The sequence below is a fragment of the Paraburkholderia sp. genome (assembly GCF_049581445.1).
Classification (GTDB): Bacteria; Pseudomonadota; Gammaproteobacteria; order Burkholderiales; family Burkholderiaceae; genus Paraburkholderia.
In genome coordinates, this window is the sequence record NZ_JBAURZ010000078.1 from 22,769 (window position 1) to 46,034 (window position 23,266).

Here is a 23,266-nt window from a genome sequence, read left to right on the forward strand (position 1 = left end):
GATCAGTGGACGACGCCGCGCGGCAGGAACACGAGGAAGTAGAAGCCGAACCAGATCACCATGACGATCAGCGCGGCGACACCGGCCACGGCAACCGCGCCGTGAGGTCCAGCCGCGACCACGCGTTCCACCTCTTCGTCCGTTGGTGGGGTGGCTTGCAGGGAGTCGTTGTCGTCCATCTAACGGGTTCTCCAGAACAACGTTTAGAACGGTTCACGCACGATCAGGGTGTGCGCGCCGAGTGGTCCAATGCGGTGATCGGTCAAGCCATCAGTGCAGCGGGGCCTTGCGTAGTTCGTTCACCTCATGCTCTGTGACCGGCGCGCCATGATTGCCCCACGCGGTGCGAATGTATGTCACCACGGCGGCGGCGTCGGTGTCGTTCAACTGCTGCCCGAACGGCGGCATGCCGTAGGGCTCTGGGTTGCGTTGCGTGCCGGGCGGAAAGCCGCCATTCAGCACGATGCGAATCGGATTGACGGCGGAGTTCATTTCGATGGACTGGTTGCTCGCGAGCGGCGGGTAGTGCTGTACCTGGCCTTCGCCTTTCTGACCGTGGCATAGCGCGCACTTGTCGGCGTAGATTTTTTCTCCCAGTGCAAAGACCTTCGTATTGGTCGGCGCGGACGGGCCCGATTTGCGGCCGGGGTCGTTGTCAGGCAGCGTCTTCAGATAGGCGGCCATTGCCTTGATGTCGTCGTCGGTCATGTATTGCAGGCTGTGATAGGTCACTTCGGCCATCGGGCCGTAGACTGCGCCTCGATCCGAGATGCCGGCCTGCAACAGGTCGACGATGTCCTTGACGTTCCAGTCGCCGAGTCCGCCATCTTTGTCTGAGGTCAGGGACGGCGCGTACCAGTTCTGCACGGGAATCAGGCCGCCCGCGAACTGGTCGCGCTTCGACGAGCCGCCCAGCAGGTTGATCTTCGTATGGCACAAGGTGCAGTGTCCGAGGCCTTCCACCAGGTACGCGCCACGATTCCATTCGACCGAGCGGGTGGGATCCGGCTTGAACTCGCCCTCGTGGAAATACAGCGTGCGCCAGCCGAGCAGCAGCTTGCGCTGATTGAACGGAAACTTCAGTTCAGGTGCACGGCTAGCCTGACGTACCGGCGGCACCGATTGCAGATACGCGAAGATCGCATCCGAGTCTTCGCGGGTGACCTTGGTGTACTGGGCGATCGGCATGACCGGGTAGATCAGCTTGCCGTCGGGCGTGATGCCGGTGCGCATCATGTGGAAGAACGCGTCTGGACTCCATGCACCGATGCCGTATTGCGCGTCAGGGCTGATGTTCGGGGAGTACAGCGTACCGAATGGGGTTTCCATCTCGAGGCCGCCGCCGAACATCTTGCCGCGCGGCGCAGTGTGACAGGCGATGCAATCGCCCGCTCGCGCCAGATATTCGCCGCGCTTGACGATGTCTGGGCGTGTGTCGGCGGCGGCCGTTGCTTTCGTTGATGTTGTCTGGTGTGCGGCCGGCGTTGCCGATGCATCGCTCGCGGCGCGCGCGGCCGAGATCAGACCGGGCTGCGAGCCAGGCGCAACGAGCGCCAGCATGACAAAAGCGGCGAAGGCTGTCGCGAATCGAGCCGGACGTGCTGCAAACGCCCGAAGGCCAGCGCGCAGAAGTTGTACAACCGGAAGAAGGATCGGCTTCATTGCGGTTGACTCCCACAGGCCAATGGCAGCGGCCCGGCCTGTGTCGTTGCGGGCGTGGGGTCGGCCGGACGCGGCTGGCGTGCCAGCCAGCTCGATACCGCGGTAATGTCCTTGTCGGTCAGCTTGACGGCGATCGAGTGCATACAGTCCGGCGCGACGGCGTGGCGCGTGCCGGAGCGCCAGGTCCCCATCTGCCCGGCGATATAGCTGGCATGCAGTCCCAGCAGACCCGGAATGCCCGGCTGCGTACCGGTGAGTCGCGCGCCATGACAGGCGGCGCAGGCAGGCAGTTTACGTGCGGGATCGCCGTGCGTGACGATCCGCTGGCCGTACTCGAGTACGGCGGGCGAGACGCTTCCGGTATCCGCGTTGGGATAGGGCGGCTGCAAGGCCGCGAAATACTCGCTGATCTTGCGCAGATAGTCGTCGGGCAGGAAGGCGAGCAGATAGCCCATCGGCGGGTAGGTGCGGCCGCCGTCGCGAAACGAGGTCAGCTGGTTGAACAGATAGTCCGCGGGCTTGCCGGCGATCCGCGGAAAATAGTCGTTGTTGAGTCCCTCGCCTTGGGCGCCGTGACAGGAGGTGCAGGCCCGCACGCGCTGGTCCATTGCGGAGGGCATGGGTGCGGCCGCGTCAGTTGCGGCGAGTGTGGCGCAGGCCCACGCGGCGCAAACCAGAAACAGAATTGAAGATCCGATAGTTCTGCGATGCACGCCAAGCCTCGTCGGGGATAACGCGTTTGTTACGCATATTTTTCTCATGCATGTGACACGCGAATGCCGTTTGCATGAGAGCCCTTCAAACCTGCTTTAGACCGCGACAGCGAAACCGGGAATCAGAAATTCAGGCAGGTCGATAAGGTATGTACAGCGCCGAGCACAATCGGACGACCATTTAGCTTTTCTTTAACAATGCGCAGTGCGCAGAAGCCAGCAGATGAACCTGGCTTTGCTTGCCGTATTTGCCTGCCTCGTATTGTGGCAGCGTAGGCCCGAGCGTGCAGGGATGACGTTCCAGTGAACGCCAGCGAAGCGGTAAAAGCTGCTTTCCCATGGGGTACGGATAATCATAGGCGGCATCCTGAGCGCTTTCAACGTCGCTTTTTGCGGCAGTCGCGGCGCGGGCCGGAAGGCGAAACGGAAGGTGGCACGGAGTGTGTCAGGCATAGGTGACGCGCCGCGCGTCAGCTAAACAGGCGGGCTAAAGCGACTCTTGCACTGCTCACGTGGGCGTTCTCGTCGGCACGTCCCGGCAGCAGATGAAACTCGACTTCGGGCAGCGCCGGCAGCGTCACGCCGGGCGGACAGGCTATGACCCCCGCACCGAGCGACGATTCATTCAGGCAACCGATACCGAGCCCGGCTTTCAGCGCCAGTTGCAGACCCGCCACGCCCGAGGCCGAATGTGAGATCAGGTACGGCACCTTGCGTTCGTCCAGTAATTTCACCACGAAGCGCTGGAGTTGGCAGGTGGACGGCAGCAGAACCAGCGGGTAAGGCGTGCTTACGTGGGGATTGGCATCTGCCGCAATGGCCCAGATCAGCTTCTCGCGCCGTACCACGCTGCTCTGCGTGCGAGGGCCGACGTGGTTGCCCCTGGCACGGCGGCTGGCCGGCACGACGAGCCGCAACGACAGGCCGATATCGAAGGCGTCGTTCTCTGCCGCGCTGCTGTCGATCACTGCGCTCGGCAGAACCGTGACGTGCAGTTTCAGCCGCGGGTGTTGCTCCGAGAACGTCTTAAGGATCCGCGCGATGTCATGTGGACGGTAGTAATCGGTGATAGCAATGCGCAGTTCACCATCGAGCGAGCGGCCCTGCAGGTCGTCGAGCGCCGCTTCGCTCATCGCGAGAATGCGGCGCGCATGGTCGAGCAGCCGTGCGCCTGCCTGAGTGGCGGCGACGCCTTGCTTGCTGCGCACAAATAGCGGCTGGCCGGCGCGTTCCTCCAGTTTCTTCAACTGCTCGCTAACCGAGGACTGCGACAGGAAAACCCGCTCTGCGCCCGCCGACACGCTGCCTGACTCGGCGACTGCAACAAAGGTCTGCAACTAGTTCAGGTCGAAACCGCGTGCGCTCATGATTCGGCATATCCGATGGAAGTGATCTGATTTTCCTGATTTTCCGATGATGAGTCCAGCCGTACGATGCCTCTAGTTCATCTTTGCTGGGGGCGTCATGGGAAGCGGCATATCAACGGTTGTGCCTGCATGCGAGGCGCGCGGGCTTGACCATCGATGGAAGGTTCTGGGCGTCGGCTTCGCAGCCAATGTTAGCTTTGCGGCAGCGTTTTCCGGCATTCCGACGACGGCCGTGTTGTTGCGCGCCGGGTATCACCTGGGCAATAGCGGACTTGGCGTCGCGCTCGGCATGTTGGGACTCGGCGTTGCGACGAGCGAATTGCCGTGGGGTTTGCTGACCGACCGCTGGGGCGACCGACCGGTGTTGCTGCTGGGTCTGGGCACGACGGCGGTGGCGCTCGCGGGCATGGCGCCATTGCTTTCGCTTGGCTCGTGGCCTCTGGTGTGGGGCGTGGCCTGTATGTTTGCGTTGATCGCGTTGCCCGTGTTTCCGCGTGCGATCACGACACCTGCTGAGGCTTTGGCGCGCGGATAGCTTGAGGTACCCAGCGGTGTGTTTCGCGAAGCGTTGGTGTGACGCCGGGCGTCTGTTTTGTAGGATGATCCTGCGCCCGTGCTTCCTACGATCTGACGCGCGTGGTCAACGACATGCATCGTCGCCGCATTCATTCCCACGACAAATATACGCATTCCTTATTGATTGAGTAAGGCTGGTTTGAAAATTGAAAGGATTCAGAAATCTCCCATTCTGCTGGCGAGTCAAAATTGATTCCATGAGTGAACGCTGCCGCGCCGCATCGACGCTGCCGTGAGTCAAAGCAGCGCGAGTTAGACGCGAAATGGCGCCTCGTCGAGATATCCGTTTCGCATGGATTTTAAGCAAATGAGAGAAAGTATGGTGCAGCTTCGAGTCGTATTGGCAGACGACCACCCGTTCGTCTTGCTCGGTGTCAGGTCAGCATTCTCAGCGCATCAGGACATTCTGATTGTCGGAGAAGCGGCAAATCCCACTTCATTGATTCATCTGTTGCAGACAGTTGCCTGTGATGTCGTGGTGACCGACCTGACTATGCCTGAAACCGGTGGCGCAGCGGAAGATGGCGTGCGTCTCGTGAGGCGCATCCGCTCTGGCTGGCCGGCGCTCCATGTGATCGTCCTCACCAGCGTCGCAAACGCCGCCATCCTGCGCGCCGTGATCTCCGATGATGCGGTGAGCATGCTCAACAAGACCGAATCCTTGGACGAACTTGTCGCGGCGGTCCGTCGTGCGCGTACTGGGTGTACGTTCGTGAGCCCGTCGATCGTTGCTGCACTTACCGACGCCGACGCCGACGGCGAGTCAGCCGACACGCTTGCCATGCGCACGCTTTCGCCCAATGAGGCGGAGGTAATTGGCATGTTCGTACGAGGCCAATCGGTATCTGAAATCGCCCGATTGCTTGGACAGGATGTGCGCGCCATAAATCGTCTGAAGCACCTCGCAATGTCTAAGCTCGGCGTGAGGAACGTCCCTGGTCTGTTAGCTCACGTCAAGGTAACGGGGTAATCTGAAAATTAAGGTAATTGAGTCGATTTAGTCACATAGCGAGGTAATTCAATAGCAGATGTTCGTTTGAGTCGGCATTTCGGAGCAATCTTATGTTTGTGTAATCCAAAATGTTTGATTCTCACCGCAGGGCCAGTTGTTCCGAAAGAGAACGAGGGGAATTTCCAAACGGGGGAGCCAAATAGAATGAGAGAAAACACCGAATCAAATACGCCTATTCGGGCGATCATCGCGGACGATCACCCGCTCGTTCTGTTCGCGATCGAGAGTCTGATGTCTGCTTTCCCTAATGTGCAGGTTGTCGGACGTGCTGCCGACGCGGCGGAACTGTTTGAGCAGGCCGATCAAATCGAATTCGACCTTGCGGTGATGGATCTGTACATGCCTGACGCTGTCGAGACGGATGACTTCGACGCCGTCAGACAGTTCAAGAGGCGCTATCCAGATGCGGCGCTGGTGGTGTTGACCATGGAGACGGAATCCGTTGCGTTACAGAAGGTGATTGCGCTTGGAGTGGATGCGCTGGTGAGCAAGCGCGATCGCATTGACCTGATTCATGTGGCGATCGTCTCCGCCCTCGCGCACGAGTGCTATATCGGACCCGCGGTGCGCAAGTTGATCGCCGATGCGACTGTGGTGCGGCGGTTGGAGTTCGTCCGGGGGCTGTTGTCGCCGCGTGAGCTGGAAGTCCTTACGCACTATGCGTCGGGCGTGGGCGTGACGGAAATCGCGGCTCGACTCGGACGCAGCGTCAAGACGGTCAGTGCGCAAAAGTGCGCTGCGATGCGCAAGCTCGCGCTGCACAGCGACACCGAGCTGTTCCGGTTTGCGGTCGAGCACGGTGTGCTCACGCAGGAGATGCAGGAGGGGCGACGCGGGTCGGCAAACTGATCTGCAACGCATGCCGCGCAGGTTAAACCTGCGCGGCGATAACAAAAAAAACGGCTTGATGACTTCTGGGGACGCACTGTGTGCACGGAGTCTCAGTCAGATCCACAAAAATAAAATGAATCCGAATATTCGAGTCATCGTAGCTGACGACCATGCCTGCGTCCGCTTCGGCGTGAGGCAACTGCTGGAGGCGGTGCCTTACTTGACGCTGGTGGGCGAGGCGACGGATGTGCAGTCGCTCGCCGAACTTCTCGACACCTGTTGCTGTGATGTTGTCGTGTCCGACATCGGGATGCCTGATCTTGACGGCCTGCACAACGCAACGTCGATGTTGCGGCGCGTGCTTCGCGACATGCCGCGTCCGCAGATCGTGGTGCTAACCATGATCTGCCATCCGCCGACCTTGTCTGGCCTGCTGCAACTTGGTGTAGCTGCGATCGTCGACAAGCGCGACACGACCGATGCGCTGGTCGACGCGATCGATGCGGTAGTCGCCGGCCACCAGTATCTATCGGCGTATGTGCGAGGCGCTTTCGACGAAGCGGGCGCTCTCGCTTATCCCCGAGTGGGGATTCTGAGCGCGCGCGAGTGGCACGTGTTCCGTCTGTATGTACAGGGCATGCCGATCCAGCAGATTGCGGCGCGGCTCGACCGCAGCGCCAAGACGATCAGCACGCAAAAACGGAGTGCGATGCGCAAGCTGGGGCTCGATTCGGATGCTGCCCTGATCAAATACGCGCATCAGATTGGTCTGACCTGAACCCAGCTCGGAGAAATTTCCAGCGTGGTGTCGGGAATAGTTTTTTGATTTAAGAGTCGTCTGATTAGAGGGTCAGCTTTGCGATCTCATACTTGTAATGAGCATGCAGATCAGTGACGAAAGTTCATCTCTTTATCGAGAAATAGTTCGGCATGCAGACATGAACTAACAAATCTGCATAGTGCCAGGACGACGAACGGTGGGCGTTATTGCGCCGTGCGGCTCGTATAGAGGGGACGAAATGGTGGCCTTGGGTAAGCGGTTGGCGGTCGAAGGAGCGGGCACGGCGTGGCTGGTGTTCATTGGCTGCGGCAGCATCGTGACGAATGCGGGGAGCGGTCAGCCGGGTTATGGCGTACTGGAGATTTCGCTTGCGTTCGGTCTTGCCCTCGCAACCGCCACGTATGCGCTCGGACGCCTGTCCGGTGCTCACTTCAATCCGGTGGTGACGATTGGGTTCGCCGCCGCCAATCGCTTTCCCATTCGCGACCTGGTGCCGTACATCGCCGCCCAGATTCTAGGCGCCGCGGCGGGCGCGGCCCTGCTTGCCTATGTGGCGAGCGGGCGCCCAGGCTTCGATCTCGCGGCTAGCGAGTTCGGCGCCAACGGCTTCGGAGACCACTCGCCATCCGACTATCGATTGCACTCAGCGGCCGTGATTGAACTGGTGATGTCGTTCGCGTTCGTGATGACGAATCTGATGATGTCGCGCAGAGGTGTCTCGCGTTCGGTGGCGCCCTTTGTGAAAGGCGCGTGCTTCGCGCTCATCTATCTGGTTGCGCTGCCCATTACTAACGGGGCGGCGAATCCGGCACGTTCCACCGGTCCGGCGCTGCTGGTCGGAGATTGGGCGCTGGACCAACTCTGGCTGTTCTGGGCCGCACCCATGGCTGGCGGCATTCTTGCCGGTGTCTTGTACTCCTTTCTGTGGGGCAAGCCGCGTTGCAGCCTGAACGGTTCGCGGGAGGAGCACGGTGAAGCCGTCTGACCTCCGCACGTTTGCGTCGCTCGCGCCCGTCATGAATATTCCGAACTCACCTGTTCGCACTGCGCTTCGGTCTCTGCGACGACTCGTGCAGACGCTTACCGCTACGTTGATGCTGATCGCTGCGCAGTTCGGGTTCGCCGCAACTGTGGCGCTCGGCCCCACGCCCTCATTCCCGCCCCGGCTGACGGTGGGCGTCCTCGCGGCGGGCTGGGCACCCTTCGAAGTGCAGAAAGACGGTCGCCTGTCCGGCTTGAGTGCGGATTACCTGCGCGCGCTGGTCGGCCCGGGCGTCATCATTGAGCCGAAGGTGTTTCCCGACATGCCGCAGCTTCTCGCGGCAGCCTCCGCAGGCGAGGTCGACCTCTTGATGAGTCTCGCCCGCACCCCCGAACGCGAACACAGCCTCAGCTTTACCTCCCCCTATTTCCGGGCCACGACGTCCGTGGTGGTCAATGTTCACGATAGCGCCTTCCAGGGCGACGTCGCGCAGTTGGGCAACGCCCGCATCGCGATCGAAAGCGGGTTCGCGCTGGAAAGGATGCTGCGCGGGCGCTTTCCGCGTGCGCGGATCGAGACTTTCGTGGACACGGCATCTGCCTTACTCGCCATCGAGCAGGGCACAGCCGACGCCTACCTGGGTTTCACGCCTGCGGTGCATAGTGCGCTCAGCGGCAATGCATACCCCGATCTGCGGATTGCATTTGAGGACGGCACCCGGCCCAGCGAACTGCGCTTTGCCGTAGCGTCCAATCATAAAGCGCTGCGCGACCAGCTGGATCGCGCGCTCGCGTCGATTTCTCCCGCGGACGCCGCCGCCATCGGCGCGCGCTGGCTTGGCGCAAGTGTCGAGTCTCCGGTGAACGTCGCCGCGCGACGACTGGTTCTGAAATCGGCTGACAAGCAACGCATCCGCGAGGAGTGGGCGACCGGCAACGCCGGCGAAAGCGGCGTCTGGAGCGTCACGGCGGTTCGTCTGTTGCCTTTGCTGATTGGCATTGGTGTGGTGCTGGTGGTAACGCTGCGTGCTTACCTGCTGTTGCAGAGAGAAGTGAAACTGCGCAAGCAGACGGAACGCGCGTTGGCATCGCAACTGAATTTTCAGCAAACCATGATGGAGACGGTGCCGTATCCACTCGTCGCAAAGGATCTGGATGGCCGGTACCTCGCCATTAACCGTGCGTACGAACTATGCTCCGGACTGCGGCGTGAACAGGTGATTGGCCAGACCGGCGATGCTGTGCAGGCATGGGGGCCGCTGAACAGCCACCGGCTGGAGGAGGTGACGCGCGAGGTCGTGGCGTCCGGCGAACGATCGCAGGTGGAACTGGAGTTCAAGGGGCGATTTGGCGAGGTTTGCCACGGTCTCTTCTGGACCAGTCTGTGCAGGGGTGTCGACGGCAAACCTTCCTGTGTTCTGGGCACGGTGGTCGACATCACGGACATCCGGCACGCCGAAGTGCTCGCGCGCGAGAATGAGCGGCGCCTGTTCGACGTGACCCGCTCGCTGCCGGCTGTGGTGTTCCAGCTTCGGCGCGACGCGACCGGCGGTTATTCATTCCCCTACATTGGCGGTGATACGCGACATTTGCTGGGCGGCGACGGCAGCAAAATGACGAGCGCCGGCGAACTCAACTTTGACCGTGTGTGGGCGGAAGACCGGCCTCGCGTGCTGGCCGAGCTCGAGGCTTCCGCACGCTCCGAAACGCCGATCCACATGGAGTTTCGCTCAGACGGCCCTGGCGGCCTCAAATGGGTCCGCGCGGGACTGGTGCCGCAGCGCGAAGACCCAACTGGCAGCGTCGTATGGAGCGGCTATTGGGTAGATGCGAGCGCGGAGCACACCCGCGCAGACGAGCTAGCGCGCGCCCGCGACATTGCCGAAGCTGCTTCACGGGCCAAAGACGAGTTCCTGGCAATGATGAGTCATGAAATCCGCACGCCGATGAACGGCGTGCTCGGGCTCGTAGAAGTGCTGGAACGCACACGTCTGAATGCCGATCAGGGCGAAATGCTGGGCATGATTCACGAGTCCGCCGGTGCCTTATTACAGATTCTCGACGACCTGCTCGACTATTCGAAGATTGAAGCCGGACGACTTTCTATCGAAGCCGAGCCGATCGATATGCGCGATCTCGTCGACAACGCAGTTGGCCTGCTCGCCGGACCCGCGCATGAGAAGGGGCTGAAAGTACGGGTCGACATCGCGCCCGAGGTTGCTGCCAGCTTGCGCGGCGACAGCGTGCGGCTGCGCCAGATTCTGTTCAATCTGCTGGGCAATGCGATCAAGTTCACTCCGGCCGGCGAGGTCGACGTCTGTGTAGCCGTCGTCAAACAGACGCCCGGCGCGCAAACCCTCGAAATGACCGTAAAAGACACCGGCATCGGCATTGCGCCGGATGTTCAGGCGCTTCTTTTCGAGCCGTTTGTGCAGGCGGAATCGTCGACGACGCGGCGCTTCGGCGGCACCGGTCTCGGCTTGACGATCTGCCGCAAGCTGGTAGCGCTGATGGGTGGGGCGCTCGAGTTGGAGAGCACGCTGGGCGTCGGGACCCGTATGACCCTGCGGCTCGAGATGCCGGTCGAAAGACTACGCTACAAGGTCAGCGGTCTACGCGGCAAACGGGGCCTCGTGGCAGTCTCCGACGTTCGCGTCGGCGAGGCGTTACTGCATTTTGGCGACGCACTGGGGATCGACCTGCGTTGCGTGGAGCCGGGCGCGATAGAACTCAGCGATCCCGCCGCGCTGGCGGACATGGACCTGATTTTCCTGAGCGAAGGCCTTGCGCTGCCGCATTCCGCGGCTTGCGCTTCACGCGTGATCTGCTTGACGGAAAAACCCAAGCCAACCGGTTACCGCATCGTGGATGACGCAGTGCGCGTCAGTACCAATCCGATCTCGTGGCGTGGTCTCGGCGCGGCTTGCGCCGCTGCGTTGACCGGCCTGTCACCCGCGCCAGCGCGGACGCGGGAGACTGTCGAAGCAGGCGTGGCGCCGCCGGATCGAGCACGTGCGATCGCTAGCGGCCGCTTGATCCTCGTGGCGGAGGACCATCCGGTCAACCAGGAGTTGATCCGTCACCAGTTGGCGCTGCTAGGCTTCGCGTGCGATGTGGTGAACGACGGAGTTGAGGCCCTCGCCGCGCTGAAAGACACGAGCTACGGCTGCCTGATCACTGATTGCCACATGCCGAATCTGTCGGGCTACGAGTTGGTCCGTCGGGTTCGGGAAGCGGAAGAGGCGAAGCCCACGGGTGCGCAGCCGTTGCCTATTCTCGGCATCACAGCCAACACCGCGCCCGAAGACCTGACCCAATGCCGCGACGCCGGCATGGATGACTGCCTCGTCAAACCAACCCGTCTCGCCACTTTGCGCGAGCATTTGAGCCGCTGGTTCGGTGCGGATGGGACGCGGCTAGGCGTGCCAGCGGAAGTGACAACCAAACCGCCCGTCACCGAAGCGCCCGCGCACGAATTCGCTGAAGCGTTCGTCCCTGTTGACCTCGCTCACATGATCCAGTTGTGGGGTAGCGAATCGACCGTGAAAGCACTCCTCGCTTCGTTTGTGACGTCTGTGCGCGACGACGTCAAGGCGTTGTCACCCCTGCTGGATGAGGCGAACGTCGGGCAATTGCGGGAATGGCATCATCGAATTGCGGGTGCGGCCGGCGTGCTTCAATATGCGCCGCTGCTCGCCGCGCTGGATCACTATCGGTGCGCTATCACCGCCAATCGCCCCGACAGGTTGCGCGACGACGGTCTCGTATTGATGCGTAAATGCAATGCGATGCTCGACGGCATCGAAGAACAGGCGGCCTTGCTCGCATAGTCCGAATCGGTCGGACGCCCGGGAGAGTGGGGTCGGCCAGCATCATTTGTGGGACCGACGCAGCGCCACCGCCAATAGTGCAGACGAAAAAAAACGCGGCCGAAGCCGCGTTAAAGATTGGAGACATCCTTCGATGAAGGAGTCACTTCTCGCTACCCAAAGCATAGCTCGCGAAATGGCGATGATTGACTGCGTATTGCGCAATTAACTGTTTTGAAATACTGAAGGAAACGCCGTGGCGGCGTCGCTACGGAAGTAGCTAACCGTGAAATCCACAAACGATCGGGTTTTAGCGGAGACATGTCTGCGCCCCGGATAAACCAGCGAAACCTCCTTATCGGCCCGATTGACGTGATACCCGGGCAATATGCGCGCCAGTGCGCCGCTCATCAGGTCGGCCGCCACGTGGTGTTCGGGCAGGATCGTGAAGCCCATGTCTGCGAGCGCCGCCTGGCGCAGCATCACGGCGTTGTTGACCGAATAAGCCGGTTCCAGGCTCACGGTTTCTTCTTTGCCGTTTGCGGCGAGAAAACTCCATTCGGCATTGTGCAGACTCCCCGAAGGCGCCAGGAAGGTGTGCGCGGCAAGGCATGCAGGTGTCGCCGGCATGCCGCGAGCGTCGATATAACCACGTGAGGCGACCGCCACCGGCCGCACCCGGAATAGCGTTCGATTGATCAACGTGCCAGTCCTGACCTGGTCCGGGACCACGATACCTACATCGAATCCCTCCTCGATCAGATCCACCGGACGGTGTAGCAGCGTCACGGACAATTTCACCTTGGGGTGATGTGCGCGATAACGCTGTAGCAAAGGAGTCAAACCAAACAATGAGAACGACGCGAAGGCCACGAGTTTGAGCGTGCCAGATGAGTCCGTGGCGCTGCGCGAAACGGCTGACTCCATGGCATCGAGTTGTTCGAGGGTTTGTCGGCAACCTTCCGCGTATGCCTGCCCGGCTTCGGTTAGAGCCAGGCTGCGCGTTGTCCGATTAACGAGGCGCGTGTTGAGATGCGACTCGAGTAGCGCGACATAACGCGTCACGACAGCATTGGATAACTCCAGACTGGCCGCAGCACGCCCGAATGAACCATTTTCCGCGACTTTCAAAAAGACGCGCATGGCCTGCAAATGGTTCATCGTCAGTTTTAGTCAAGCAGGAAAGGTGGCGCGATGCTTCGGGCCGGAGCCCCCGTGCGCCTCGTATTGCAAATACAGGAAAGGTGAATGGTAAAGACTGTCCGGCGGTGCGGGCGTGAGAACATTCCCAACTGCTCATAAGATACTTCCGAGTCGGAACTGTAGTGGCATGGCAACGCTTTTATTAGATAAGTAAAACTAACTATAAACCGGGATAAGACACGAGCCTTGATATTCAAGGCGCATAGCCTACCCGGCTCGCTGTTTTTGAATTATTCAAAAAGTCTTTTGTGTGAATGGCGTGATCGTCTCAAAAGTTGCCCACCTAAACTTCCCGCTGCAGATCAAACCGGTCTCCGGTCGAAGCCAAGGAAGTGACATCACGCGCCCTCGGACTGCAACAACGCAATCAATCAAAACGAGTCCGAAGGCTCGTTATCCACACGGTATTTAGGGAACAACATGAAAAAGACGCTGATTCTCACGGCTGTGGCCGCGAGCTTCGCAAGTGCGGCTTACGCACAAAGCAGTGTGACGTTGTATGGCGTCGTCGATGCAGGTTTTGCTTACGTGAACAATGAAGCCAGCGCAACGGGTTCGGCACATCACTCCGCGGTCTCGATGACGAGCGGCAATGTCGACGACAGCCGTTGGGGCCTGCGCGGTAAGGAAGACCTGGGCGGCGGTCTCGCCGCGGTCTTCACCCTGGAAAGCGGTTTCGACGTGGCCAATGGCCAGGCGGCTGCGAGCGGCCGCAGCTTCAACCGACAGGCTTTTGCCGGTCTGTCGAGCCCGTACGGCACGTTGACGCTGGGTCGACAATATGACTCCGTGGTCGATTATCTCGCCCCGTTGACGGCGGTCGGTAGCTGGGGCGGAACGTACTTCGCCCACCCTGGCGACAACGACAACGCTAACGCCTCGATGCGCATCAATAACTCTGTCAAGTTTCAGAGCGAGAACTATAACGGTCTGTCGTTTAGCGGCTTGTATGGCTTCTCGAATCAGGCAGGTGGTTTCGCGAACGACCGCGCATACAGCATGGGTGCAGGCTATGAAAACGGTGGCCTGAAACTGGCCGCCGGCTACCTGCAGGCGCAAGGGCTTGATCGGACCTCGAATGGTGCGATTCAGGACGGCGCACCGGATTTCGGCGCCGCGGGTACGACGCAGAAGCAGCGTACCTGGGGTGCAGGCGCCAACTACACATTCGGCCCGGCTGTGGTGGGCGCGGTGTTTACGCAAAGCCGGTTCCAGTTCGCAGTGGGCGATGGCTCGGTGCGCTTTAACAACTATGAAGTCAATGCGCGTTACAACCTGACGCCGGCGCTATCGCTGGGTGCCGCTTACACGTATACGCAAGCGCTGGTGCACTCAGTGGGCACGACTAACGCGTCGAGTCACTGGAACCAGTTCGGCCTGCAAAGCGACTATGCGCTGTCCAAGCGTACGGATTTGTACGCTGAGGGCGTCGCGTACGTTGGTGCACGCGGTAACGCAATCAGCACGCAAGTGTTCGGCACCGATGCACCGGCCTCGGGCAGGCAACAGGTGGTTGTGTCGACGGGTATTCGTCACCGCTTCTAAACCGCTTGCGTTTCGTCAGCGCGTTTATCTAGTAAAGGCACCGTTCGCGGTGCCTTTTTTATTGCCGCTGGCGGAACGCACATGTTGGTTCGGTTGAACGCAAAACGTCAGCGCGGATTTGCACTAGTATGTGGTGGCCCTGTCGGCAGCTTGCCGGCTGGTGTGGCGCTGCACAAAGTCTGGAGACAAAAGAATGATTGCGATTCGCGCGCTGAAGCGGGTTGTCGTGCTGTGGGTGCTTGCGTCAGGGCTCGCCTGCTCGGGGGCTGCGTTTGCCGATACGGTTGCGCTCAAGGCGGACCTCGAACCGTCAAGCGAGGTTCCTCCCCGTGTGAGTCACGGGCACGGCATGCTGAATGCCACATTCGACACGTCGACCAAGTCCTTGCAATGGACGATCACATACGAAGGTCTCGGCAGCGCCGCGACGGCTGCTCACTTTCACGGTCCAGCGCCAGTCGGGCAGAACGCTAAGGTGCAGATTCCCATTCAGAAGAGTGCGCTCTCGAGCCCGATCAGCGGATCGGCGCAATTGACGGAACAACAGGTGACGGACCTGATGTCCGGTCAGTGGTATTTCAATATCCACACCGTGCAGAACCCAATGGGTGAGATTCGCGGCCAGATCTTGCCCTCGAACTAGCTCTGCGCCAGATGAAACCACACGCGGAATAGATCGCGGAAAAGGCGGACGATGCTGTTGGGCGCCACCTGAGCTCTGTTGAATCTCACCTTTTTGCGCGGTACATCTATTTGAGATTAGAACGGATCCCCCACGGGCTCACCGGCAAACCCACTTACCATGGCAGTTGACCGTTCATTGAGGATGCCCCGATGAGTTGGCAAAGTGCCCTTGCGTGCTGGTTTCTGCGTCGGCAGTTTCGTCCGGCAACACTTAAGCCGGAGATCAATGTCGAGAAAGCGCGCGCCCTGACCGCGAAACGCGCGTGGTCCCCAAAAGTGCCGTATGGGTGGCGTTTGCGCGAGATGTACGGAACCGACGAGCCACTGCGCGGCGAATGGCTCGAGCCTGTAACTGCCACGTCCGGCTCAGTTGCGGACGCAATCCGTGCGCCCACCATTCTGTATTTGCACGGCGGCGGCTATTACTTTTGTTCGCCGAAATCCCACCGCGCGCTGGTGTTCGGACTTGCCACGCGTGCGAACGCTCCGACGTTCTCGCTCGACTATCGCCTTGCACCCGAGCATCGTTTTCCGGGCGCACTGGACGATGCGATGGCGGCGTATCGCCATCTGGTCGCGCGCGGCACGCCGCCGGAATCGATCGTGATCGCTGGCGATTCAGCTGGCGGCGGTCTTGCCCTCGCCACCCTCGTTGCGTTGCGTGACGCCGGTGATCCGCTACCTGCGGGCGGCGTGTTGTTCTCGCCGTGGACGGATCTGGCGGCCAGCGGCACCACGATTCGCAGTAACGATGGCGCCGACCCGATGTTCAGTGGCCCGGCAATCGGCCGGGCAGGGCGAGTGTATCTGGGCGATACGCCCGCGACACATCCCTACGCGTCGCCGGTCTACGCGGATTTGCGAGGCTTGCCGCCGCTTTTCATTCAGGCTGGCAGCACGGAAGTGCTACTTGACGATTCCCGACGTGTGGCAGACAACGCCCGCGCAGCGGGAGTGACCGTGGAACTGCAGGTCTGGCCGAAAATGCCGCACGTCTGGCAACTCTTCGCGCCATTCATTCCCGAAGCGCGACACGCGCTCGATGCCGCCGCTGGCTTCGTGCGCGAGGTGGCCGTCGCATCGGCCAGTCAGCCGTCCAGTGCGATGTCGATGGCCTGATAGGCTTCCTTGATGAGATCCGGTCCGTACTGCCGCTCCAGCCGCCGTACCGTGAAGTGACCGTGTGCGACCAGCTGGAAGTGGTCCATGAACACCGTGTTGACCATCGCGCCGAGCACCGCGCCAATTGCCGGAATCGACTTCGCGGCGATCTGCTCGCTGACCTGTACCGAAAAGCGCGATGCGATTGTGTTGAGCAGGCGCAGCAGAGCGGCTGATCCGTGGGCGGTAAAGCCTTTCGTGGCCATTTCGGAGGTCGCTTTCGACACTGCCTGCGCCAGGGCGCCGCGCATGATGAAGTAGCCATAGTCAGCGTCGTCGTCGGCTTTCGACGTGCCGCCCATGCCCAGGACCGTGAGGCACTGCAACTGTGTATCGATGGAAGACAGGTCTTCCCCCTCGCTACGGGCGATATCGCAGATGGACCGGAACATCAGCGTCGTCGTCACCGGCAATTCCACCGGCAGCGCAAACAGGCCGAACGCGCCGCCCGCGGCGCCGGTCGTCGCCACCGCGAATTTGTGGAGCAGATTGCTGGGCTTGTCGGGCGCCGCGAGCGGTGCAGTTGCTTCCGGGCGGCCGAGCGTGCGCAGGGCGATCTGCAGACACTTGCGTAGCGCGAGTTGCGTGGCGTCATTCACCTTTTCATTGGCGATGGCCGGAATCCGCGATAGCAGCTTCTCGAGCGGCGCGCCGACGATGCTGGCCAGTTTCATCGCCAGCGCGGGGCTTTCCAGCTCGTGTTTTGCGCGACGTAACGCGATCAGGTCCTCGGCGGACAAGCTCTGTTCGGCGAGCGATTGGGGCTCCATGTGCCTCCCTGGTTACAGGCGAATTCTTTAGTTAGTCGGGGCGGCGCGCTCGATTCTCACCGCCGGAGCGAGTTTAGAGCGCGGCAACGTGTTATGATTCAATATTGTTTGACGCGTCAACTGTTGCGCTATCAAAAAATGGCTGTCCATACTGCGGCCCACCATTCGAGTGGGCAAGTCCTACCGTTCCGCGAATCGCTGATGGCGATGCTCGGCGTCTCTTTCGTGACCATGCTGGTCGCGCTCGACCAGACGGTGGTCGGCACTGCGCTGCCCACCATCGTGGCCGAACTCAAAGGCTTCGAGCTATACGCCTGGGTTGCGACGTCCTATCTGCTCACCTCGGTCATCACCGTGCCGATCTTCGGGCGGCTGGGCGACTACTACGGCCGCAAACCATTTGTGATTGCGTCGATCGTGGTGTTTACGGCGGCGTCGGTGCTGTGCGGCATGGCCAACAGCATGTTGTTCCTCGTACTCGCGCGCGGCTTGCAGGGCATCGGCGGCGGCATGCTGGTGGGCACCGCGTTTGCCTGCATTCCCGATCTCTTTCCTGATTCTGTGGTGCGCTTGCGCTGGCAGGTGATGATGAGCTCCGCATTCGGCATCGCGAATGCGATCGGACCGTCGCTGGGCGGCTTCCTCACGCAATACTACGGCTGGCGTTCGGTGTTTTACGTGAATCTGCCGGTCGGCCTGTTGTCGCTCTTTTTCGTCTGGCGCTTCCTGCCGCATCTGCGGCACGTGGCGCATGAAGGCAAGATGCGGCTCGACTGGCCGGGCGCGTTGCTGATCGCCGTTGCGCTCGGCTGCCTGCAGTTGTTCGTGGAAATGCTGCCTAAACACGGCCTGTCGCTCTTGACCGGCGCTTTACTCGCCGTCAGCGTGCTGAGCGGGTATTTGCTGTGGAAATGGGAGAAGCGCTGCCCGACCGCCATTCTGCCGGTGGACATGTTCCGCAACCGCAGTCTCGCTGCGTTGTTCACGCTGGCAGTGTTGGGCGGCTTCTCCATGTTTTCGTTGTTGTTCTATGCGCCGCTGCTCTTCCAGGGCGGCTTCGGCATGTCGCCGAAAGAGGCGGGCCTCGTGATCACGCCGCTGGTGGTATTCATCACCTTTGGCAGTATCGTCAATGGTCGGATCGTCTCGCGGGTGCGCAATCCCAATCTGATGCTGTATATCGGCTTTGCGCTTTTCGCCCTGTCGTGCCTTGGCGTCGTGGTGGCTACGCGAGCCATGCCGCAATGGCTGTTGATGACGTTCATGGTGCTGGGCGGTCTGGGCCTCGGCTTTGTGATGCCGAACCTGACCATCTTCGCGCAGCAAACCGCCGGCCGCGAACATCTGGGCATCGCCACTGCGTTGCTACAGTCGTTGCGCATGATTGGCGGGATGATCGGCACCGCGCTAACGGGTACGCTTGTCACGCACATGTATGCGAGCGGCGTGCGCAGCGCGCTCGAGAACGATCAGGCCATGCACTGGTTCGGCGATATGGGCGATCCGCAGATCCTGATCAACCGCGATGCGCAATCCACCTTGCTGGGCCAGTTGGCCCACGCCGGACACAACGGCGCTGTGCTGCTGGAAGCAGCGCGCGAAGCGCTGGTGGCGGCAATCCATCTCGGTATCGCGATGGCGGCCGTGATTGCCGTCGTGTCGATCTGGCAGAGCCGGCGCGTGCCGCCTATCAAACTCCGCCGTCAGGTTGAGCCGACCATTCTGGCGGACTGACTCCGAACTCCCGCATCATCGGTACATCATGGAACAACAGGACCGGGTCGCCATCGTGCATCAATTTGGCCGCACCTATCGGGCGTTCATGTCGGCGTTCGAGGCGCAGGTGGGACACCCATTACCGCGCTGGCGCGTGATGCTGGAGCTGCACGAACAGGGCGGCGCGTCGTCGCAAAAGCGTCTCGTCGAGCGTCTGAAGGTGGACCCAGGCGCGTTGACGCGACAGCTAAAGGCGCTGGACGTGCTTGGCTGGATTTCGCGCAGGATGGACGAGCGCGACAACCGCGTGACCAATGTGCAATTGACCGAAACCGGAAAGGCCATGATCGAAGCGGCCCTGCCGCGCCGCAACGCCTTTCTGCACGACACGATGGCGGCCTTGCCGGACGATGCGCTGGCCGCGCTGTCGGGTGCGTTGAAGATGCTAGAGGTGCGGATCAGCGAAGTGGTATCCGCCGGGGCAGAACAGGAACAGGGCGCGACCGGACGTTAAGCGGCGCGCGTTTCGCCGCTTAACGCATTCAGTCACGAATCACAGCGTTCTCAGAAGAACGTTTCAATCACTTCCGTTACCTGATACGCCGTATCGACCACCAGCAACTGGCGCCACTTGTCGAAAGTCAGGCAAGGGTGCGAGATGTCGAACGCGATCATGTCGCCTACCTTCAGATTGGCGCCGGCGGGTATGCGCAGATACGCGTGCTGATCCATCATGCCGAAGATTTCCCAACCTTCGCTCGCGGCGATCTCGCGCGGCGCTGTGTCACCCGGACGGTAATGGCGGGCGGGTTCGGGCATACCGGCGTCGAAGGCGGAATCACGTTTGCCCAGACCGATGATGGCGCGATCCGGCTCAGGGATAGACTGCACGTACGCCCACAGTTGCAGAGCGGGCAGCAGGCCTTCGCCCATCTTCCGCGCCACCGGATTGCGGGCGAAGATATCCGTTTGCGCCTTGCGATAGACGCCAACGTCGTGAGTCAGATAGCAGCCGGGACGCAACACCACCTCGACCTTGCCTTCTGCCGACAGCTTGGCGAATTCTTCCGCCACCACGTCGTACCACGCTGAGCCTGCGCCCGACAGGATAGCCGGCTGGCGCGCGAAACGCCCTTCGTCGACGAGCGCGCGCGTGACCGCGACGGCGCTTTGCAGAAACTCGCGCACTTCGTGCTCTTCCTTGAGCACGCCTTCATACAGTTCGACGCCCGCCAGCTTCAACGAATCTGGATGGCGTGCGATCGCGTCGAGCACCGCGTTGCGCTGCGCCTCGTCGCGCACGCCGGTACGGCCGCCCGGCACGCCGAGTTCAAGCAAAACGTTCAGCGACTTGCGCACCGAGCCGAAGAACGTCCCGAGTTGCTCGACGCCTTCCACCGAATCCACCAGGCAGAAAAACTCGAACTCGGGATCGCTCAGCATTTCGGCGATCATCATCATGTTGTGACGGCCGATCAGTTGATTGGCCATCAGGATGCGCGACACGCCCCCGTGATAAGCCGCTCGCACCTGATGCGCGGTGGCGAGCGTAATGCCCCACGCGCCGGTTTCCAACTGACGGCGGAACAGTTGCGGCGCCATGGTGGTCTTGCCGTGCGGGGCGAGCTTGACGCCGTATTGCGCGACAAATTCCTGCATCCATTTCAGATTGTGCTCGATGCGGTCCGCGTACAGTACGGCGGCCGGCAAGCTGATGTCTTCGTTCAGCAGATTCCATTCAAGACGCGCGGCATCCTTGAGCTGAATGCTGGTGCCGGGAACGTTTCCCAAGCCCTTGCTATAAGGATCAATTGTTGCGCCCTGATAGTTTGTAACTTTCATTTACCCTGCTCCATCGTCCAGATAAATTGCACCGAAGTTGACTTTCCCATGTTACCGAAAGTAGGATGTTTCCTGAAATGTTATTTAGTACCGCGGCATCTGTGCCAGCCGGTACAAGCTGCTGCGCGACCGTGCGCAACAGTTCTGGGCTTGCCCCGTTTGTTTTTGCTTCGTCCGCCTTGCTCCGTCATCACGGTCCTTCATGAACTCCAGCGCAGAACCGCTAACCTTCGATATTGTCGCTCGCATTGCCGAATGCGCGCCGGAGTTGCGTTCGGCTGAACGGAAGGTGGCCGCGCTGATACTTGACGATCTGACCGGCGCCTCACGGGCCAGCATCGGGGCACTCGCGCAGCAGGCCGGAGTGAGCGTCGCGACGGTGACACGCTTCGCCAAAGCGGTGGGTTGCCGCGACGTGCGCGAACTGAAGCTGCGGCTCGCCCAGGCGGCGGCGGTGGGACAGCGCTTCCTGTCGAGCGGCGCGTCGGGGGATGTCCCCGAACCGCTCGCTACCCGAGTGTTCGACGAAGTGCAGACTGCGCTTACCCATAACCACCAGTTGTTGCGCCAGGCACCGGTCGCGCAAGCCGCCGCGGCCTTGCGTGAAGCGCGCATGATCTATGTGTTCGGCATGGGCGGCGGTTCGACTGCGCTGGCTGACGAGATGCGGTTTCGGCTGGTGCGCCTTGGCCGCCCCGTGGCGACCTACCAGGACGGTTTATTGCAGCGGATGGTGGCAAGCACGGTGTCGCGCGACTGCGTGGTGATCGCGCTGTCGACGACCGGGCGTGTGCCGGAAGTGGTGGAGAATTGCCGTATCGCCCGAAGCTATGGCGCGCGGTTGATTACGTTGACCGCGCCGGCCTCGCCACTGGCAAAACTGGCAGACTGGGTGATCCCGATTGTCGCCTTCGAAACCGATTTTATTTACAAACCATCGTCATCACGCTACGCGATGATGATGGCGCTCGACGTCCTTGTCACCGAACTGGCTGTCAGCCAGGGCGATGAGAGCCGCGAGTTGCTGCGCCGCATGAAGCACGCCCTCGACGCGCACCGCGGCGGCGGCGACCGACAACCGCTAGGAGACTGATCCATGCATTCGCATCCTGAAGCCGCCGACACGCTGATCATCGACGCGCAACTGTATGACGGTACGGGCGCGCCGCCGGTCGAACGGGACGTGGCAGTGCGCGACGGACGGATTGTCGCGATCGGCAACCTGTCGAACTGGCTGGCCGAAGAGGTGATCGAAGCGAACGGACGTGCGCTGGCGCCGGGTTTCATTGACGTCCACACGCACGACGACACTCACGTGATCCGCTCGCCGCAGATGTTGCCGAAGATCAGCCAGGGCGTGACGACGGTGATCGTCGGCAACTGCGGGATCAGCGCGTCTCCGGTGGCCTTGAAAGGCGATCCGCCTGACCCGATGAATCTGCTGGGCGAGCGCGACGCGTTCAACTATCCGACCTTTGCCGCGTATGTCGAGGCGGTGAATGCGGCGCGTCCGGCGGTGAACGTTGGCGCGCTGATCGGGCATACGGCGCTACGTAACAACCAGATGGACCGGCTGGATCGCGCGGCGACAGCGCAGGAAATCGAAGGGATGCGCGCGCAACTCCAGGAGGCGTTGCAGAACGGGGCGCTGGGCCTGAGTTCGGGACTCGCGTACGGTTCCGCGTTCGCCGCGCCGACCGAAGAAGTGATGGCGTTGGCTGAGCCGCTCGCGGCGGCCGGCGCGTTGTACACGACGCATATGCGTACCGAGTTCGACGCGATTCTCGACGCCATGGACGAAGCCTACCGGGTGGGACGCCATGCGTGCGTGCCGGTGGTGATCTCGCATCTGAAGTGTGCGGGACCGTCGAACTGGGGGCGCAGTATTGAGGTGTTGAAGTCGCTCGATGGCGCGCGCCATATGCAGCCGATCGGCTGCGACTGCTATCCGTACAATCGCAGTTCGTCAACACTCGACCTGAAGCAGGTGACAGGCGATATCGACATCACCGTTACCTGGTCGGAGCCGCATCCGGAGATGGCGGGCAAACTCGTCAAGGAGATTGCCGCGGAGTGGGGCGTGACGCAGCAGGAGGCGGGCAAACGCTTGCAACCGGCGGGCGCCGTGTACCACAACATGTCCGAGGAGGACGTGCGGCGGATCTTGTCGCATCCGGCGACGATGGTGGGTTCAGATGGACTGCCGAACGACCCGTTGCCCCATCCTCGACTGTGGGGCGCGTTTCCGCGCGTGTTGGGACATTACGTGCGAGATTCGGCGCTGCTGCCCCTGGAGGAAGCGATCCGCAAGATGACGAGCCTCTCGGCGCGGCGTTTTGGTTTGGCGCAGCGTGGCGAGGCGCATATCGGGTATCACGCGGATCTGGTGTTGTTCGACCCGGCGCGCGTACGGGACGCGGCGACGTTTGAGAAACCGCAACAGCCAGCGGATGGCATTGACGCGGTGTGGGTCAATGGCGTGCTGACGTATCGCGACGGTCAGCCGACCGGCGATCGGGCAGGGCATTTTGTGGCGCGTGGTGCGGCATCGAGGGTGGATGCGCAGGGCGCGTTTTAAGGGTTTGTTTTTTGCGGGCTAATTGACGTGGTGCG

19 protein-coding genes and 1 pseudogene are annotated in these 23,266 nt (G+C 61.3%); 13 read left to right on the forward strand and 7 right to left on the reverse strand.

The window, feature by feature from the left end; genetic code table 11:
* Window positions 1–2 precede the first annotated feature (2 nt).
* From WCA85_RS06330 to WCA85_RS06345, 4 genes are all read right to left on the reverse strand, one after another.
* Window positions 3–179 (reverse strand): hypothetical protein, encoded by a 177-nt coding sequence (locus tag WCA85_RS06330; protein ID WP_424062313.1) that lies wholly within the window; start codon window positions 177–179, stop codon window positions 3–5.
* A gap of 91 nt (window positions 180–270) precedes the next feature.
* On the reverse strand, window positions 271–1,560 hold the full coding sequence (locus WCA85_RS06335; protein WP_424062340.1) for a c-type cytochrome: 1,290 nt from the start codon (window positions 1,558–1,560) through the stop codon (window positions 271–273).
* A 98-nt stretch (window positions 1,561–1,658) separates the two neighbouring features.
* Window positions 1,659–2,375 (reverse strand): c-type cytochrome, encoded by a 717-nt coding sequence (locus tag WCA85_RS06340; RefSeq protein ID WP_424062314.1) that lies wholly within the window; start codon window positions 2,373–2,375, stop codon window positions 1,659–1,661.
* A gap of 470 nt (window positions 2,376–2,845) precedes the next feature.
* Window positions 2,846–3,712 (reverse strand): LysR family transcriptional regulator, encoded by an 867-nt coding sequence (locus WCA85_RS06345; RefSeq protein ID WP_424062315.1) that lies wholly within the window; start codon window positions 3,710–3,712, stop codon window positions 2,846–2,848.
* Between the two features lie 127 nt (window positions 3,713–3,839).
* On the opposite strand from WCA85_RS06345, the pseudogene WCA85_RS06350 reads away from it, so the two are divergent.
* From WCA85_RS06350 to WCA85_RS06375, 6 genes and pseudogenes are all read left to right on the forward strand, one after another.
* Window positions 3,840–4,154: pseudogene (locus WCA85_RS06350) on the forward strand (MFS transporter); the annotation flags it as partial.
* Between the two features lie 483 nt (window positions 4,155–4,637).
* A complete protein-coding gene (locus tag WCA85_RS06355) occupies window positions 4,638–5,288 on the forward strand; it encodes a response regulator (RefSeq protein WP_424062316.1) in 651 nt (216 codons plus the stop codon).
* A gap of 186 nt (window positions 5,289–5,474) precedes the next feature.
* Window positions 5,475–6,179, forward strand: a complete 705-nt coding sequence (locus WCA85_RS06360; protein WP_424062317.1) for a response regulator — start codon at window positions 5,475–5,477, stop codon at window positions 6,177–6,179.
* 115 nt (window positions 6,180–6,294) lie between these two features.
* Complete coding sequence (locus WCA85_RS06365) at window positions 6,295–6,939, forward strand: response regulator (protein ID WP_424062318.1); 645 nt, start codon at window positions 6,295–6,297, stop codon at window positions 6,937–6,939.
* A 241-nt stretch (window positions 6,940–7,180) separates the two neighbouring features.
* On the forward strand, window positions 7,181–7,927 hold the full coding sequence (gene aqpZ / locus WCA85_RS06370; protein ID WP_424062319.1) for an aquaporin Z: 747 nt from the start codon (window positions 7,181–7,183) through the stop codon (window positions 7,925–7,927).
* A gap of 85 nt (window positions 7,928–8,012) precedes the next feature.
* On the forward strand, window positions 8,013–11,753 hold the full coding sequence (locus tag WCA85_RS06375) for an ATP-binding protein (RefSeq protein WP_424062320.1): 3,741 nt from the start codon (window positions 8,013–8,015) through the stop codon (window positions 11,751–11,753).
* A 204-nt stretch (window positions 11,754–11,957) separates the two neighbouring features.
* Here the strand turns inward: WCA85_RS06375 and WCA85_RS06380 are convergent, their stop codons facing one another.
* Entirely contained in the window at window positions 11,958–12,893 is a 936-nt protein-coding gene (locus tag WCA85_RS06380) for a LysR family transcriptional regulator (RefSeq protein ID WP_424062321.1), read from the reverse strand.
* Between the two features lie 462 nt (window positions 12,894–13,355).
* On the opposite strand from WCA85_RS06380, the gene WCA85_RS06385 reads away from it, so the two are divergent.
* The 3 genes from WCA85_RS06385 (at window position 13,356) to WCA85_RS06395 (ending at window position 16,283) form a co-directional block, all read left to right on the forward strand.
* Entirely contained in the window at window positions 13,356–14,480 is a 1,125-nt protein-coding gene (locus tag WCA85_RS06385) for a porin (RefSeq protein ID WP_424062322.1), read from the forward strand.
* A 193-nt stretch (window positions 14,481–14,673) separates the two neighbouring features.
* The gene (locus WCA85_RS06390) at window positions 14,674–15,123 is read left to right on the forward strand and encodes a CHRD domain-containing protein (RefSeq protein ID WP_424062323.1); all 450 of its coding nucleotides are present in this window, start codon (window positions 14,674–14,676) and stop codon (window positions 15,121–15,123) included.
* Window positions 15,124–15,314: 191 nt separating this feature from the next.
* On the forward strand, window positions 15,315–16,283 hold the full coding sequence (locus WCA85_RS06395; RefSeq protein ID WP_424062324.1) for an alpha/beta hydrolase: 969 nt from the start codon (window positions 15,315–15,317) through the stop codon (window positions 16,281–16,283).
* Here WCA85_RS06395 and WCA85_RS06400 read toward each other — a convergent pair.
* Window positions 16,253–17,095 (reverse strand): EcsC family protein, encoded by an 843-nt coding sequence (locus WCA85_RS06400; RefSeq protein ID WP_424062325.1) that lies wholly within the window; start codon window positions 17,093–17,095, stop codon window positions 16,253–16,255. The two genes, WCA85_RS06395 and WCA85_RS06400, sit on opposite strands and share 31 nt — an antisense overlap.
* A gap of 138 nt (window positions 17,096–17,233) precedes the next feature.
* Here WCA85_RS06400 and WCA85_RS06405 point away from each other — a divergent pair, with 138 nt between their 5' ends.
* Together WCA85_RS06405 and WCA85_RS06410 are read left to right on the forward strand one after the other, a co-directional pair.
* A complete protein-coding gene (locus WCA85_RS06405) occupies window positions 17,234–18,829 on the forward strand; it encodes an MDR family MFS transporter (RefSeq protein WP_424062326.1) in 1,596 nt (531 codons plus the stop codon).
* A gap of 28 nt (window positions 18,830–18,857) precedes the next feature.
* Window positions 18,858–19,325, forward strand: coding sequence for a MarR family winged helix-turn-helix transcriptional regulator (locus WCA85_RS06410; protein WP_424062327.1), 468 nt, complete (start codon window positions 18,858–18,860; stop codon window positions 19,323–19,325).
* A 50-nt stretch (window positions 19,326–19,375) separates the two neighbouring features.
* On the opposite strand, the gene WCA85_RS06415 is transcribed toward WCA85_RS06410, so the two are convergent.
* Window positions 19,376–20,653, reverse strand: coding sequence for an amino acid deaminase (locus WCA85_RS06415; RefSeq protein WP_424062328.1), 1,278 nt, complete (start codon window positions 20,651–20,653; stop codon window positions 19,376–19,378).
* A 202-nt stretch (window positions 20,654–20,855) separates the two neighbouring features.
* Here WCA85_RS06415 and WCA85_RS06420 point away from each other — a divergent pair, with 202 nt between their 5' ends.
* Window positions 20,856–21,746 (forward strand): MurR/RpiR family transcriptional regulator, encoded by an 891-nt coding sequence (locus tag WCA85_RS06420; RefSeq protein WP_424062329.1) that lies wholly within the window; start codon window positions 20,856–20,858, stop codon window positions 21,744–21,746.
* Between the two features lie 3 nt (window positions 21,747–21,749).
* Window positions 21,750–23,231 carry an N-acyl-D-amino-acid deacylase family protein gene (locus tag WCA85_RS06425; protein WP_424062330.1) on the forward strand — a complete coding sequence of 494 codons (1,482 nt, stop codon included), beginning with the start codon at window positions 21,750–21,752 and terminating at the stop codon, window positions 23,229–23,231.
* Window positions 23,232–23,266 lie beyond the last annotated feature (35 nt).